This window comes from Allobosea sp. 10L422 (assembly GCF_056395345.1).
The window spans coordinates 180,717-193,490 of the sequence record NZ_JBFTJI010000012.1; the positions used below are offsets into that span (position 1 = coordinate 180,717).

General features: G+C 62.5%; 20 protein-coding genes. 5 read left to right on the forward strand and 15 right to left on the reverse strand.

Annotated features, from left to right (window positions below; all coding sequences use genetic code 11):
• Window positions 1-2: 2 nt before the first annotated feature.
• The 6 genes from AC1DEZ_RS21630 to AC1DEZ_RS21655 all read right to left on the reverse strand — a co-directional run bounded on the left by AC1DEZ_RS21630 (window position 3) and on the right by AC1DEZ_RS21655 (window position 4,244).
• Window positions 3-533: a MerR family transcriptional regulator gene (locus tag AC1DEZ_RS21630; protein WP_441512536.1), complete on the reverse strand. Its 531-nt coding sequence runs from the start codon at window positions 531-533 to the stop codon at window positions 3-5.
• Entirely contained in the window at window positions 530-844 is a 315-nt protein-coding gene (locus tag AC1DEZ_RS21635; RefSeq protein ID WP_055726295.1) for an integration host factor subunit alpha, read from the reverse strand. Before AC1DEZ_RS21635 ends, AC1DEZ_RS21630 begins: the two co-directional genes overlap by 4 nt.
• 189 nt (window positions 845-1,033) lie before the next feature.
• Window positions 1,034-2,011, reverse strand: a complete 978-nt coding sequence (locus tag AC1DEZ_RS21640; protein ID WP_441512537.1) for a beta-ketoacyl-ACP synthase III — start codon at window positions 2,009-2,011, stop codon at window positions 1,034-1,036.
• Between the two features lie 12 nt (window positions 2,012-2,023).
• Window positions 2,024-3,082 carry a phosphate acyltransferase PlsX gene (plsX, locus tag AC1DEZ_RS21645; RefSeq protein WP_441512538.1) on the reverse strand — a complete coding sequence of 353 codons (1,059 nt, stop codon included), beginning with the start codon at window positions 3,080-3,082 and terminating at the stop codon, window positions 2,024-2,026.
• A gap of 114 nt (window positions 3,083-3,196) precedes the next feature.
• Window positions 3,197-3,754, reverse strand: coding sequence for a YceD family protein (locus AC1DEZ_RS21650; protein WP_441512539.1), 558 nt, complete (start codon window positions 3,752-3,754; stop codon window positions 3,197-3,199).
• Entirely contained in the window at window positions 3,744-4,244 is a 501-nt protein-coding gene (locus AC1DEZ_RS21655; protein WP_476780619.1) for a ubiquinol-cytochrome C chaperone family protein, read from the reverse strand. The genes AC1DEZ_RS21650 and AC1DEZ_RS21655 overlap by 11 nt, the downstream gene beginning before the upstream one ends.
• A 180-nt stretch (window positions 4,245-4,424) precedes the next feature.
• On the opposite strand from AC1DEZ_RS21655, the gene AC1DEZ_RS21660 reads away from it, so the two are divergent.
• On the forward strand, window positions 4,425-4,919 hold the full coding sequence (locus AC1DEZ_RS21660) for an outer membrane protein assembly factor BamE (RefSeq protein WP_441512541.1): 495 nt from the start codon (window positions 4,425-4,427) through the stop codon (window positions 4,917-4,919).
• Between the two features lie 176 nt (window positions 4,920-5,095).
• On the opposite strand, the gene AC1DEZ_RS21665 is transcribed toward AC1DEZ_RS21660, so the two are convergent.
• Window positions 5,096-5,587 (reverse strand): hypothetical protein, encoded by a 492-nt coding sequence (locus AC1DEZ_RS21665; protein ID WP_441512542.1) that lies wholly within the window; start codon window positions 5,585-5,587, stop codon window positions 5,096-5,098.
• A gap of 390 nt (window positions 5,588-5,977) precedes the next feature.
• Between AC1DEZ_RS21665 and AC1DEZ_RS21670 the strand changes: the two genes are divergently transcribed.
• Together AC1DEZ_RS21670 and AC1DEZ_RS21675 are read left to right on the forward strand one after the other, a co-directional pair.
• On the forward strand, window positions 5,978-6,382 hold the full coding sequence (locus AC1DEZ_RS21670) for a PRC-barrel domain-containing protein (RefSeq protein WP_441512543.1): 405 nt from the start codon (window positions 5,978-5,980) through the stop codon (window positions 6,380-6,382).
• A gap of 230 nt (window positions 6,383-6,612) precedes the next feature.
• Window positions 6,613-6,912 (forward strand): PRC-barrel domain containing protein, encoded by a 300-nt coding sequence (locus AC1DEZ_RS21675; RefSeq protein ID WP_441512544.1) that lies wholly within the window; start codon window positions 6,613-6,615, stop codon window positions 6,910-6,912.
• A 389-nt stretch (window positions 6,913-7,301) separates the two neighbouring features.
• Here the strand turns inward: AC1DEZ_RS21675 and AC1DEZ_RS21680 are convergent, their stop codons facing one another.
• Together AC1DEZ_RS21680 and AC1DEZ_RS21685 are read right to left on the reverse strand one after the other, a co-directional pair.
• The gene (locus tag AC1DEZ_RS21680) at window positions 7,302-7,523 is read right to left on the reverse strand and encodes a DUF4167 domain-containing protein (RefSeq protein ID WP_441512545.1); all 222 of its coding nucleotides are present in this window, start codon (window positions 7,521-7,523) and stop codon (window positions 7,302-7,304) included.
• 61 nt (window positions 7,524-7,584) lie between these two features.
• Entirely contained in the window at window positions 7,585-7,839 is a 255-nt protein-coding gene (locus AC1DEZ_RS21685; RefSeq protein ID WP_441512546.1) for a hypothetical protein, read from the reverse strand.
• 521 nt (window positions 7,840-8,360) lie between these two features.
• On the opposite strand from AC1DEZ_RS21685, the gene AC1DEZ_RS21690 reads away from it, so the two are divergent.
• Both AC1DEZ_RS21690 and AC1DEZ_RS21695 read left to right on the forward strand, forming a co-directional pair.
• On the forward strand, window positions 8,361-9,119 hold the full coding sequence (locus AC1DEZ_RS21690; RefSeq protein WP_441512565.1) for an SOS response-associated peptidase family protein: 759 nt from the start codon (window positions 8,361-8,363) through the stop codon (window positions 9,117-9,119).
• An 18-nt stretch (window positions 9,120-9,137) separates the two neighbouring features.
• On the forward strand, window positions 9,138-10,154 hold the full coding sequence (locus tag AC1DEZ_RS21695; RefSeq protein ID WP_441512547.1) for a sensor histidine kinase: 1,017 nt from the start codon (window positions 9,138-9,140) through the stop codon (window positions 10,152-10,154).
• 28 nt (window positions 10,155-10,182) lie between these two features.
• Here AC1DEZ_RS21695 and AC1DEZ_RS21700 read toward each other — a convergent pair whose 3' ends face one another.
• From AC1DEZ_RS21700 to AC1DEZ_RS21725, 6 genes are all read right to left on the reverse strand, one after another.
• The gene (locus AC1DEZ_RS21700; RefSeq protein ID WP_441512548.1) at window positions 10,183-10,452 is read right to left on the reverse strand and encodes a hypothetical protein; all 270 of its coding nucleotides are present in this window, start codon (window positions 10,450-10,452) and stop codon (window positions 10,183-10,185) included.
• Between the two features lie 144 nt (window positions 10,453-10,596).
• Window positions 10,597-10,842, reverse strand: a complete 246-nt coding sequence (locus tag AC1DEZ_RS21705; protein WP_441512549.1) for a hypothetical protein — start codon at window positions 10,840-10,842, stop codon at window positions 10,597-10,599.
• A gap of 297 nt (window positions 10,843-11,139) precedes the next feature.
• Window positions 11,140-11,325: a hypothetical protein gene (locus AC1DEZ_RS21710; RefSeq protein ID WP_476780620.1), complete on the reverse strand. Its 186-nt coding sequence runs from the start codon at window positions 11,323-11,325 to the stop codon at window positions 11,140-11,142.
• Between the two features lie 464 nt (window positions 11,326-11,789).
• Entirely contained in the window at window positions 11,790-11,927 is a 138-nt protein-coding gene (locus tag AC1DEZ_RS21715) for a hypothetical protein (protein WP_441512550.1), read from the reverse strand.
• Window positions 11,928-12,221: 294 nt separating this feature from the next.
• Window positions 12,222-12,467 (reverse strand): hypothetical protein, encoded by a 246-nt coding sequence (locus tag AC1DEZ_RS21720; RefSeq protein WP_441512551.1) that lies wholly within the window; start codon window positions 12,465-12,467, stop codon window positions 12,222-12,224.
• A gap of 79 nt (window positions 12,468-12,546) precedes the next feature.
• Window positions 12,547-12,774, reverse strand: a 228-nt coding sequence (locus AC1DEZ_RS21725; RefSeq protein WP_476780621.1) for a DUF3606 domain-containing protein, incomplete at its 5' end; no start/stop codon positions are given.

A 12,774-nucleotide genomic window follows, 5' to 3' on the forward strand; every position in this document is an offset into this window, starting at 1 on the left:
GCTCAGGAAGCGTCGGCTGCCGGCTCCAGGGCGCGTTCCAGGATGCGCCGGCATTCACCGAGCTCATCCATCACCGCTGTCAGCACGGTGATGTCGTCGAGCCCTTCCGGCACGATCTGCGTACGCGGCGGCACCCAGCCGGCCGCCTCGTCGGCCTGCATGGCGGACGGGGACTCGGCTGCAGCCGCAGCAAGTGCTCCGCTGGCGGCGCCAATGGGGGCGCCGCGGCCGATCGCCTGGACGTGGCGTGGCCCCTGTTCCTTCAGGATGCGCTGAAGGCCCTTGATCGTATAGCCTTCGCCATAGAGCAGGCGCCTTATGCCCTTGAGCAGGGCGACGTCGTCAGGCCGATAGTAGCGGCGTCCGCCACCGCGCTTCAGCGGCTTGATCTGGCTGAAGCGGGTTTCCCAGAAACGGAGCACATGTTGGGGAATGTCGAGGTCTTCGGCGACCTCGCTGATGGTTCGGAAGGCATCTGGGCTCTTGGTGTCCAATTCGGCCTCGGTTTCGCCGGCGTGGAACTCCAGATTCACTCAGTCTCACCCTCGCCACTCTGCCCGTTGATGCGGGCCTTCATCACATTCGAGGGCTTGAAGACCATCACCCGACGCGGCTCGATCGGGACTTCAACACCCGTTTTCGGATTACGCCCGATTCGCTCGCCTTTGTCTCGCACGACGAACGAACCGAACGACGAGAGTTTCACGTTCTCGCCGCGCGCGACCGCATCGCAGATCTCGTCGAGCACGGCTTCGACGAGTTTCGACGATTCCGTCCGCGACAGGCCGATCTTTTGGTAGACAGCCTCGCACAAATCCGCGCGAGTGACCGTTTGCCCCGCCATTCATATCCTCCAAGGCGTATTGCAGGCATCGGCGGCAACCGCCGGCCTTTCGCCATTACGGATGGCGGACGCTAGGCGTCCGCGCCGCGCGGGTCAATCCTTAAGCGCCCTCGCGGAGCCGGATTTGGCCTGAATCAACCCGGATTGGCGACGAAAAGTGACAATTTTCGCGAATTTGCTGCCGCTGCGTCACCAGCGGATCAGGGCCGAGCCCCAGGTGAAGCCGCCGCCCATCGCCTCGATCAGGACGAGCTGGCCCGGCTTGATGCGGCCATCGGCGTGCGCCTCCGCCAGCGCCAGCGGGATAGAGGCCGCGGAGGTGTTGCCATGGCGGTCGACGGTGACGACGACCCGGTCATGGCTGATGCCGAGCTTGTCGGCCGTGGCGTCGATGATGCGCCGGTTGGCCTGGTGCGGCACGAACCAGTCGATATCCGCGCCGGTGAGGCCGGTCTGCTGGAAGGTGTGGCGCACGGTTTCGGCGAGATTGGTCACGGCGTGGCGGAAGACCTCCTTGCCCTCCATCCGCAGGAAGCCGACCGTCTTGGTCGAGCCCGCGCCGCCATCGACATAGAGCTTGTCCTTGTAGCGTCCATCCGAGCGGATATGGGTCGTCAGGATGCCACGGTCGGCAAGGGTGCCTTCTCCCGGCACCGCCTTGAGTACGACCGCACCGGCTCCGTCGCCGAACAGCACGCAGGTGGCGCGGTCTTCCCAGTCGAGAATGCGCGAGAAGGTCTCGGCGCCGATCACGAGCGCCGCCCGGGCTCCGCCCGTCGTCAGGAACTTGTCGGCAGTCGCCAGCGCGAAGACGAAGCCCGAGCAGACGGCCTGCACGTCGAAGGCGGCGCCGCCATGGATGCCGAGCGCCGCCTGGATCTGGGTGGCGGTTGCCGGAAAGGTGTGGTCCGGCGTGGCCGTCGCCACGATGATCAGGTCGATCTCGGATGGATCGATGCCGGCGTCAGCGATTGCCGCCTGCGCGGCCTTGAGACCAACGATCGATGTCGGCTCGTCATCGGCGGCGATGTGGCGCTGGCGGATGCCGGTCCGCTGGACGATCCATTCGTCGCTCGTGTCGACCTGTTTTGCGAGTTCGGCATTGGTGACGACGCGGGCGGGCAGATAGGAGCCGCAACCGACGACTTGTGAGCGCAGAATGGACAAGGAAACCGTTCCCTATTCGGCGTCGGCCGGCTGCGCGGCGGGCAGCTCGGGGCGCGTGCTTGCGGCGACCATCTCGCGGACCTTCGCCATCAGATCTTCTCGCGCCATCTCATAGCCGAGTTCGGCGGCGCTTGCGAAGCCGATGGCGTCAGTCCCGCCATGGCTCTTGATGACGATGCCTTCGAGCCCCAGAAAGACGCCGCCGTTCGATTTGCGCGGATCGAGCTTTTCGCGCAAGGCTGCAAAGGCACCACGCGCAAAGATATACCCGATCTTGGCCATGAGCGAGCGGTTCATCGCCGCGCGCAGGTATGAGGCGATCTGCCGGGCAGTGCCCTCGGCGGTCTTCAGCGCGATATTGCCGGTGAAGCCTTCCGTGACCACGACATCGACCGTGCCCTTGCCGAGATCGTCGCCCTCGACGAAGCCGTGATAGGTGAGGTGCGGCAGGTTGCTCTCGCGCAGGATGCGGCCGGCCTCCTTGACCGCCTCGACACCCTTGATCTCCTCGACGCCGACATTGAGCAGGCCGACGGTCGGCCGGTCGAGATCGAAGACGACACGGGCCATCGCCGCGCCCATCACCGCGAGATCGACGAGATGGCGTGCATCGGCGCCGATGGTGGCGCCGACATCGAGCACGATGCTCTCCCCGCGCAGCGTCGGCCACAGCGCCGCGATCGCCGGCCGATCGACCTGCGGCATCGACTTCAGGCAGAACTTCGACATCGCCATCAGGGCGCCGGTGTTGCCGGCGGAGACGGTGACATCGGCCTCGCCGGTCTTGGTCGCGTCGATCGCCCGCCACATCGAGGATTTGTAGCGGCCGTAGCGCAGCGCCTGGCTCGGCTTGTCGTCCATCTTCACCGAGACATCGGTGTGATGGAACGTCGTCACCGCCTTGAGCTTCGGATGCTGCTCGAGCAGCGGCAGCACCTGCTTCTCGTCGCCGAAGATCACGAAGCGGGCGTCCGGGCGGCGCTCCAGCATGAGGGCAGCGCCTGGAATGACGACGGAGGGACCGTGGTCCCCGCCCATCGCATCGAGCGCGATTGTAACCGGTCTTGTCATGGAATTCTGGCGTATCCCGGAAATGGCCGACCTTCGATCCGGGACGGCTCACGGCCGGCCGGACAATAGCGACTTGGACGGATGCCGCAAGACGCGCAAGGGCCGATGAAAGTTTCAGTCACCGCGTTTCAGCTTCGCGAGGGCAGCAAAAGGCGATTCCGCGCCGGCTTCGCCGGCCGGGGCTTCGAAATCCACACCCGGCTTGCGCGGATACGGATCGAGCGCCAGCGCCAGGAATTCGAGCGTGACGCTACCCAGATCGATGACTCCGTCGAGGATCGGCTCCGGCGGGTCGTCTTCGTTGAGCAGCACCTCGATGTCGATCTCGGCATCGTCCCGTTCCGCGCGGCGCCCAGCGACCTCTGCCTCCTGCTCGGGCGCGAAGTCGAGCTTTACCGGCACGTCGAGCTCGACCGGGAAAGGATCGAGCGTGACGACGCAGGTCCGATGCAGTTGCGCTGCAATCCGGCCTTCGAGCTTCACCCGGTCGCCATTGCGCGAGAGCAGGTAGCGCGCTTCCAGGGATTCGAGCGAGGCAAGGCCAAGCAGCCGAGCGATCGCGGCGAACTGCTCAGGTTCGGCGCGGACCGTGGTTTCGGTGCCGCGCAGGCGGATGGCCTCGACGCGGATGGGATGGCGCAGCGGAGAAGCCGGCGCGTGTTCAGGCGTCATGGCGAGCCTCCTCATGGGGAAAGGCCGGGAACAGGGGATCGCGCTCGAGAAGCGCGGTGAGCTCGCAGCTCGCGAGGGCTGCCTGCGCCTCACGGACATAAGCAGCGAGGCGCGGGGCGCCCTCCGGCGTGCAGGCATTGCGGCGCAACGCGTCGGCGAGGGCGTCGACTCCAGGCTGAGCCAGGGCGGCCTCATAGGCCTGGACGCGGCCATAGAACATCTGGCCGATCTTTTTCATGCGCTTGGGCACGGCGATATCGCTGACACCGCCATTGCGGAAGCCCAGTTCGAGATAGGCGAAGCAGGCATCGACGAGCTCCTGCGCCAGCTCGGAGGCTGGGGACGGCAGTTCGCGCAGACGCCGCAGCACCAGCAGGACATGCAGGGTGAGCGATTCGAAACGGCCCTCGAAGCTGTCGGGAACGCCGCCGGCCAGATAGAGGCCAGGCTGGCGCGACGCTTCCGCGACGCGCCCAAACAACACATCCACAGGGGCACGCCGCTGGGCGCGCTTGCCAAACAACCCGAAAATCACCTGTTTGCCTCCGCCCGCCATTCATGCGGGCGTCCTTGCCTTGCCAAAGCCATCCTCGGGCGTTACGCCAACCCTCACCCTTTTGACAAGCGGCTTGGGGTTTTCCTGAGCCGTGCTGCCTTGGATCGTGCCCGCATGACCCACATCACCCGCCGCGCGGCTCTGCTCGGAGCCCTCGCGACCTCTTCCCTTTTGCTTGCCGGCTGCGGGCCCGACGCCGGCGGCTTCGTGCTGCCCACCTCGACCGGTTTGAACGATACCTTCACCCGCGGCTTCGTGATGGACGACGGGCTGGTCGCGCAGATCAAGCCGGGCATGGACGTCCAGTCCGTGTTGCAGATCCTCGGCACGCCCTCGACGACCTCGACCGTCGGCAATCGCACCTTCTACTACATCAGCCAAACGGTGCGGCGTCGCTTCCAGTTCCAGGATCCGCAGATCATCGACCAGCAGGTGCTGGTGATCTACTTCAACAAGGGCTTCAAGGTGGAGCGCATCGCCCGCTACGGCCTGCAGGATGGCGTGATCTTCGACTTCATCGGCCGCACCACCGCGACCGGTGGCGAGGAGCAGAGCTTCCTGCGCAACCTCTTCCGCGGCGTCACCAAGTTCAACCCGCTCGGCAGCTGAGTTCGGTCTTCGCTTCCAGACACGAAAAACCCCGCGGCCCTGGTCGCGGGGTGGGTTGCCGTGCGGGGCGGTTGCAAATCGGCGCACCCGGCGCGAACAAAGGACGGTTATGATCTGGAGCCTGAGCGGCTGGCGCAGCCATCGCCGCCTTAGCCGCTCAGCCCCAGGCAAGCCGTTTAGTTGATCGACTTGATACTGCCGAAAATCGCGTCCAACGCCTTGCCGTTGGTCCCGCGCTCCTCGTCGTTGCCCCAGACGGTCAACATCATCACGCGATTATTGCCCGCTGGCATCAGGATCAGATCGACCGTCGTGGGGCCGTTCTCGTCACTCGTGCGGAACTGGAAAACCGTCGAGTCGATGCCGTTGAGTTTCATGTCGGCCTTGATCGGCTCGACAGCTTTGATCTTGTTGTCGCGCATCCATTTTTGGGTATCGCCGATCATCTTGTCGATCTGACGTGCTTCCGCGGATTCCACGGAGAGGAAGACCCCCTCATCCTTCGGCCGTGCCTGGAAGCCGTACTCGATTTCCTCGGTCGACCAATCGTTGGGAAGAGTGATGGTGATCGACGGGTTCTTGGCCGGGACGGCGAAGTTCTTGGCGAACGCTGGAAACGCGAGGAGCCCGAGCATGAGGGCGCCGGCGGCGATGCGAGTGATGGACATCGAGAGGGTCTCTTTTGCCAAACCATGGAGATGGCTTGCAGCACCTCGTCGAAATACGGAAGGAACCGAAACTGACGCAACGGCAAAGCGCCAAGAGTCTTAACTGCCTGGGGATAGCGGAGGGCGTGTCGGCGCGTCGCCGTTTGCGACGGTCTTTTGGTTTTCACTCTGCGGACGACGGCCTATCGCGCAATTCATCCCACAGCATTTGAAGCGCTGGGCTTTGGCTTCAAGCCTCCCTGACGAGTGGCCGACCCCGACGCTCGTTCCCGACTGCTCGGCCTCAGAAATATGATCGGTTTGTTCTCGTTTCTCGGAGAGTTGAAAGGAACAAGCGCAAGGAGCGAACGTTATTGACGCACAATGGAAAAACACCTTGGAGATTTCTCGATGCGTAATTCGCTCGTCGCCATCGCTCTCGCCACAGCGTTTGCTGGAGTGCCTGCGGCTCAAGCTCAGACTGCGACGACTGCCACGCGCGAAGTCTACATCAAAGCGCAGCCGACGGATGTTTTGAGCAGCAACCTGATCGGCCTGAACGTGCAGAACAACGCCAAGGAAAATGTTGGCGAGATCAAGGACCTCGTCGTTTCCAGCGGCGGCCATCTCTCGGGAATAATCGTCTCAGTCGGCGGATTTCTTGGTATCGGTGAGCGCTATGTCGTGGTGACCCCGGCCGCGGTGAAGGTGGTTTATTCGGAGAACGACAAGAAATGGTCCGCGACCATGGACACTACGAAGGACGCTCTGAAGGCTGCTCCGGAATTCAAGTATGAGGGCCGCTGGAAGAGATAAGTCGAGACCTTTCGACAGCGGTCGGCCCGGTCTCTGAGTGGAGGCCGGGCTGCTTGCTCTGGATGTACGTCGGCACCTTCGCGGGCGAACCTCCCGGACTTCGATTGTCGCAAAGCGCTGCCTCTCGACAGCATTGCCCCCGTTCTGTCGCTTAGCCATGCGGCGCAGGCATTTAGGAACGACCAGGCCGTCAGCTCGTTCAATCCGCTTCTGAGCGAGGGGAGATGACAATGGACCATTCCAGGCATCCGCGTCTAACCGATAGCGAGTTGACTGCCGACATCCTCGATGATGCGACGATCTACGGCCCTGGCGATGAAAAGATCGGCTCGGTTTCGCATGTCCACGGGGCCGGACCGACGGCGCAGGTCGTCGTTGATGTCGGAGGCTTTTTGGGCATAGGCGCGAAGCCCGTCGCGATCTCGATAAGCGACCTTGAATTCATGCGCGACGAAGACGGCAACGTCCATGCCGTCACAAACTGGACCAAGGAGCAGCTCAAGGCGATGCCGGAGCATATTGATCGCTAGCGCAGCAGCGAACTACCGCGATCGTCGCGACCGCCTGCAGCACGACTGAGCAGAGTGTCGGCGGAGCCGCAGCCGTGCCGGCCCGGCGCCGAAGTGGGCGGGCCAGTTGGCGCGGTCCGTCGGGGGAGCAGCGGGAGCGGTTTCAGCGCCAACGGTCGTGCGGGAGACGCGTCGCGTCACGCGCTGACCGCCATTCGGCTCGATGGCGCGCGGCCATTTTTGCGTTTTGGCTCTTGAATGTATCCGCGGTCGACGTTCGGCTGGCGTTTACGATTTGGGGTCAAGCTCTCCGAGCGCCTTCGATGCGGCGTGGCGCCGAGCTGCCGTCTTCCCCCTCCCATGGCGTGTGTGGCTCGGCGTCTTTTCCTACCGCCAGGCCGCCCAGCGCTTTATTGCACCGCGCCAATGGTTTGCGGCTTTTGGTTCAACAACCGGCGATAGTGATCGGCCTGCTGATAGAGGCGTTCAGCATTAATCGTGTCACCTAGCGCTTCCGCCCCACGGGCCAAGGCGATGGTGCGTTCGTAACGCGCTTGAAGATCGCACGCGCTCTGCGCGTCCGATTGATTGCGCCCATTTCGACTTCGCGGCCTTTGAGATGTGAGATGCATCTTGCCCTCCATAACTCAGACGGCTGAGGTGCCAATCTGCTGGCTCAGGCATTCTTCTTGTTTAAGCGGCTGCCGGAGGTGCGACCCGCCCCGTGATCAGGAGGTATCGGTCGCTCGTTCGGGTCACCATCATGACGACCTTGGTGCCGTCGTCGCACAACATATGCATCCGATCATGGAGCGCGACCGGATCGACGCCAGACGTGTTGCAGAGCAAGTAGCCAGCGCGAGCGTCATCGTGGTCGGTGCCGAAATTGTAGACGACACGGAGCCGGTGCCCGCTACTCAGGATGAGCGTACCATTCCCGGAATGCATGATTTGTCTCCGCCTGGCGGCGCTAAAACGCCCCGCTGCGGTCATTCCCAAACGTCGGCATGGAGACAACTGCAGAGTGAGTAACTGCCCATTCTCGCCGGTTGTCTATGTCATTTGATGCGTCGCAGTGAGGCGCTCCTCGGATGTTCCGACGCGCCACTCAGCTCCTGGATGCGGCTGACCGCGACATCATACTTCGCCTGCGTGGTGATCTGCATGGCCACCTCGGGTAATTGCAGGCCGCTCGCATTAGCCCCACCCATTGTGCCAGTCTGGTCTGCGGCGACCCGCTCCCTGACAGCGCAGCCTTCCGGCCCCATGAACTCAAGGTAGGGCTCCAGGGCTCGGCGGATGTCTGGCAGTGCAGCGTCTCTGCTTTTTCTCCGAGATCGCGCCATGGCAGGCGTCACCGCCCCCACTGGCCTGCGCCAATGATGGGGCTCAGCTTGATCGAGGGCGGCAAGGCGGACATGCTGCCGGCCGAGCCGGCGCCGATCGAGCGTCGGCGATTGGCGGTGACGATGTGTAATCTCTACAGCCACACCCGCAACGTCGAGGCGATGCGCAAGCTGTTCGCGAAGTTCGACGTAGCGGCGCAGGTGGTGCCGCAGCCGGGCATCTTCCCCGACTACACTGCTCCGGTGATCCGCAATCCGGCGGGAGGTGGCGTCCCTGAGCTTGCCATGGCGCGCTGGGGCATGCCGTCCCCGTTCTTCGTCATCGAGAAGGCGGCAAAGCAGCGGGCGGACAAATTCGCCGCGAAGGGCAAAGCCGTCGATATGACCGAGTTGATCCGAATGGAGCCGAGCGCGGGCAACACGAATATCCGCGATACGAAATACTCGCACTGGCAGAAGTTCCTGGGGGTCGAGAATCGCTGCCTGGTGCCATTCACTTCCTTCTCGGAGTTCAACAAGGATGCCGGCGGCGACATCTGGTTCGCCTTCGGAGAGGAGCGGCCAACCGCATTCTTCGCCGGGGTGTGGACGCCGCAGTGGCGGAGTGTGCGCAAGGTCAAGGAGGGGGAGGTCACAGCCGATCTCTATGCCTTCCTCACCACCGATCCGAATGCCGAGGTGAAAGCGATCCATCCCACGGCAATGCCCGTCATCCTGACGACGCCGGAGGAATGCGAGACCTGGATGACCGCGCCATGGGAGCGAGCGTTTTCGCTTCAGCGTCCGCTCCCTGACCGATCGCTGGCTATCGTGGCCCGAGGTGTCAAAAAAGATGGCGAAAGCCCGGAACCAGAGTTACCGAAGCAAGTATTCTTGCTCTGAAAGCACTGGGGGCGCTGCTTGCCGTTGAACGAAGCCTTAAGGCAGCTACGATCCCGAGAAGCCGAGCTCGCGCGCGTTCAGCGTATCGGCCAGATCGGTGGCCTCGAAGTTGATTTGTGGGAAGGCGCGTTTCGCAACACGCGATCCCCTGAATATCTCGCAGTTCATGGTTTGCCAGCGGAGGCCGCGAACGAAACCCACGAAGAGTGGGTTGCGCGTATTCATCCCGACGACCGGGATCGGGTCGTCGACCATTTTCAACAGAGTGTCCGAAGCCCCGCGACCGACTACGAGGCGGAGTATCGGATCATTCGCCCCTCAGATGGGGAAGTACGTTGGATACTTGCCAAGGCAGAAATCCAACGGGATGAGCTTGGAAGGCCCCTAAAGCTGGTGGGGGCCCATATCGACATCACTGCCCGACGTCAGGCTGAAGAGCAGCGAGAACTGATTGCTCGCGAATTGCAGCACCGCATCTCGAACGTTTTCACTGTGATCGGCAGTCTGATCACAATGTCAGCTCGGGCGGAGCCTAGCGCCCGGAAATTTGCCGCTGACATCGTTGCACGAATCGGAGCTCTCTATCGAGCTCACAGCATTGTCTTGGATGGCAACGCGGACCGCCCCGCGGACCATCTTTGCGACCTTATCGCCAGGCTGATCGAGCCGTATAACGCCGAGCTGGATCAGCGAATAAGTACTCAGGGTGACAATGTCGCGGTTGGCCGCTCCTCGACAACGGCGGTTGCGCTCGTGATTCATGAGCTTGCCACCAATGCCGTCAAATATGGAGCGCTTTCGACCCCCCACGGAACAGTTCAGATTGACGCTGCTACCGCCGCCGGAACCGTGCGTTTGACGTGGCGCGAAGTCGGCGGTCCCCCGATTGGCGAAATGCCGGGACGGCGGGGCTTCGGCAGCTTGTTGGTCGACCGGGCGGCGAAATCTCAATTGGGCGCGGAGATGACGTTTGATTGGCGATCGTCAGGATTGGTGGTCACACTTGAGATCCCCATCGCTCGCTTGGAAAAATAGGCGCGATCTGCTCAAGGGGTCTTGCCCGCTAAGGCTTCGCATTCGCCGGCTGGCCTTCGTGCAATTTCTGACCTTCCGGCTGCGTCTCTTTCCCATAGTCCCGGTTCTGCTGGGAATTGGCGCCCCCCTGCGCCTCGGGGCGATTTGCTCCTGCCGGCTCGGGGATACGACCGCGCTGAGATTCCGCGGAATCAGGCTTCGCTCCGGCGCCTTCCTTGGTCGGTGGGTGGATCGTCTGGGCAATGGCGACGCCGGCAACGACAAGCACGGCCGCCAGCACAATCAGTCGACGTTTCATGAGATGCTCCAGTTATCCGGAGCAAACGCTTCCCTTCGGCACCAGGTTCCCTAGCCTAGCTGGCGTTTCCTCAGAGGTATTCTACCCGCTCGGGATGCAGCGACCGCAAACGTCGCTCGACCATTTTCGCCGCATCGACATCATCTATCTCGACAAACGCCGAATGTTCGCGCGCACCTTGCGCCGATATCCGCGGACAATGTCGACCGGCGCCATCCCGGTCGCCGCATTCATAACCGCGGCCTGAGCGGCTGAAACCTTCTCCTTTACCATCAAACTGGCTTCGTGCTTTCCCGCCGCGCCGCCAGTAGCGATCTTCATGCTCCTGAGCCAGATCGCCTGCTGAGCTTCGAATGTTAGCATCGACATTTCACGGAACAGCTTAAACATTGCCACCACCGCTTGTTTCGGCTTTCCGGGCCTGGCGCCACGGTCGGCGAGAAGGAGCCTTTGGTCTTTGGGCTGTCGGTCGTGCGCGCCGTTTCGGCGAAATATCCTTCGCCAACCGCGCCCGTACTTCCAAATTTGCCCGATAGAATGCATAGCCAATGGCGCCAGCGAGGATGACGGGCGTCGGAAGCCGGGTCGCCAAGAGAGATAGCGGGACCGCTAACTTCTCGGGAATCTCTCCCTGTTCAACGTTTCGCGCGATCCAGGCCCCCGCCAAGCCGGAAAAAGCTGCCCTGATCATTTCTGATCCTCCGCGCTGCCGGGTGTAGTTGGAACCTGCTCCGCCACGGGATCGCTCGCTGGAAAGGTATCCTTAAGCGCCCGTTCGAGCTTTTGGTCCGAGGTCAATTCCCGCTCGTCCTTCCGTTGGGCCTTCTGCTCCTGCCGGAGACTTTCGACCGCGGGGTTGTTATCATTCGCCATCTTTCCCTCCAACTCCTGGGTAGGCTGCGGAGGCTGAACGCGCGCAGCTCGACCTCGTTCCCCCTCTCGGCGACGTGTTCGCAAACCAAGATCTGGCGGGAGCGCCGGTTACGCTTGCATCGTTGATCGCGCGAGGAGCGAGCGAGGAGATCCGGAACCATCGAGCGAGCCGCTCGTTGCACGGCTAGCAGCACATACGGAGGCACTCATGCGAGATGGAGAAGGGAACAAGCTCTCCCTCGAAGAGGAGCAAAAGGTAAGATCAATTCAGGGAACACCGGACAAGAGTTCCCTCGACAAAGTGTCGATTGATCCGAACCGAACGAAGTTAGCATCCTCTGGGGAGCACGACGAAATGGCTCCGTCCAAGCCGGCAACCGGCGCGGGGGAGTAGACATCAGATCGCCGCGCTAACAGGGCGGTACGTGAAGGGCGCACATGTCGAGAAGTAACAAGCGCGTGAGTCAGCCATCCAAGCCGATCAGCATTTGATCAGTCAGGGCGTCGCGACGCTTCCACAGATGCGCAGGCGTTTGCTCGAGCATGAGGTCGAGCGTGGGGGACAACGCCCTCGTCGAGGTGACCGGAAACGGTGCTGCCATCGCGCTTTCCAAGAACGGCGTGCACATAGACTCCCGGCAGTTCGTCAGGCTCACGCGATGTCTGGGGTCAGAGCCGCTACTTCAACCTGCTCCTGTACGGGGCGGGATATACCCATTCCCAGTCGAAATAGCTGAGATCGGCCGGACTGAAGCACCACCGTTGGCCTTGAAGGTAGCGGTCGAGCTGTACAGCTCGACCGCTACCTGCTTCAGACAGCCCACCGGCTCGTCACCGGTTTCTAGAATGATCGCGTAGGGATGATTGGCAATGGGACCTGAGCCGGGCATTACTCGCTAGCGTTGCGACTTCCCCGTGGTGCGCGTCCGATCGGGTAATGCATCGATAGCCTTGTCGGCGCCCTGGTCCCGGTGAAGCACGCCCTCGCGCAACACCTTCGTGGCAGCATCGGCCTTTTTCGTTGGGTCAGTTGGGATGGGCATTGTTTCGGGAGTCGCCGTCAGCGCAACGTCCTTGGGCTTCTTTCCGGCGTTCTTCGCTGTCGCCGAGAAAGTGGCGAGAGATTCAGGTTGCTTTGCCACGGCTGCCTCCTCCGCTTTGCCCAACAACCTCGATCCGCGGAGGATGTTCCCGGCGCGGTAACGCTCAACCAGACATTGTCTAGCGGGCGTTCCAAAGCTCCTCCTCGACGGCGGGAGCCGAAGAACCGACCTTCCGCACCGCGTCTTCAAGTGCAGCCTGCGACACGCCAAATTTGTCGGCCCAATACCTAACTTCGTGGTCCCTGGAGAGGTTGATAACTGAGTGATCCTGCGGGCCGCGGGAATAATCGGTCTCTGCCATCTCGGCCTCTCCCTGCTGCGCAGTTCGTCCTGCCAGCCCGTCTGC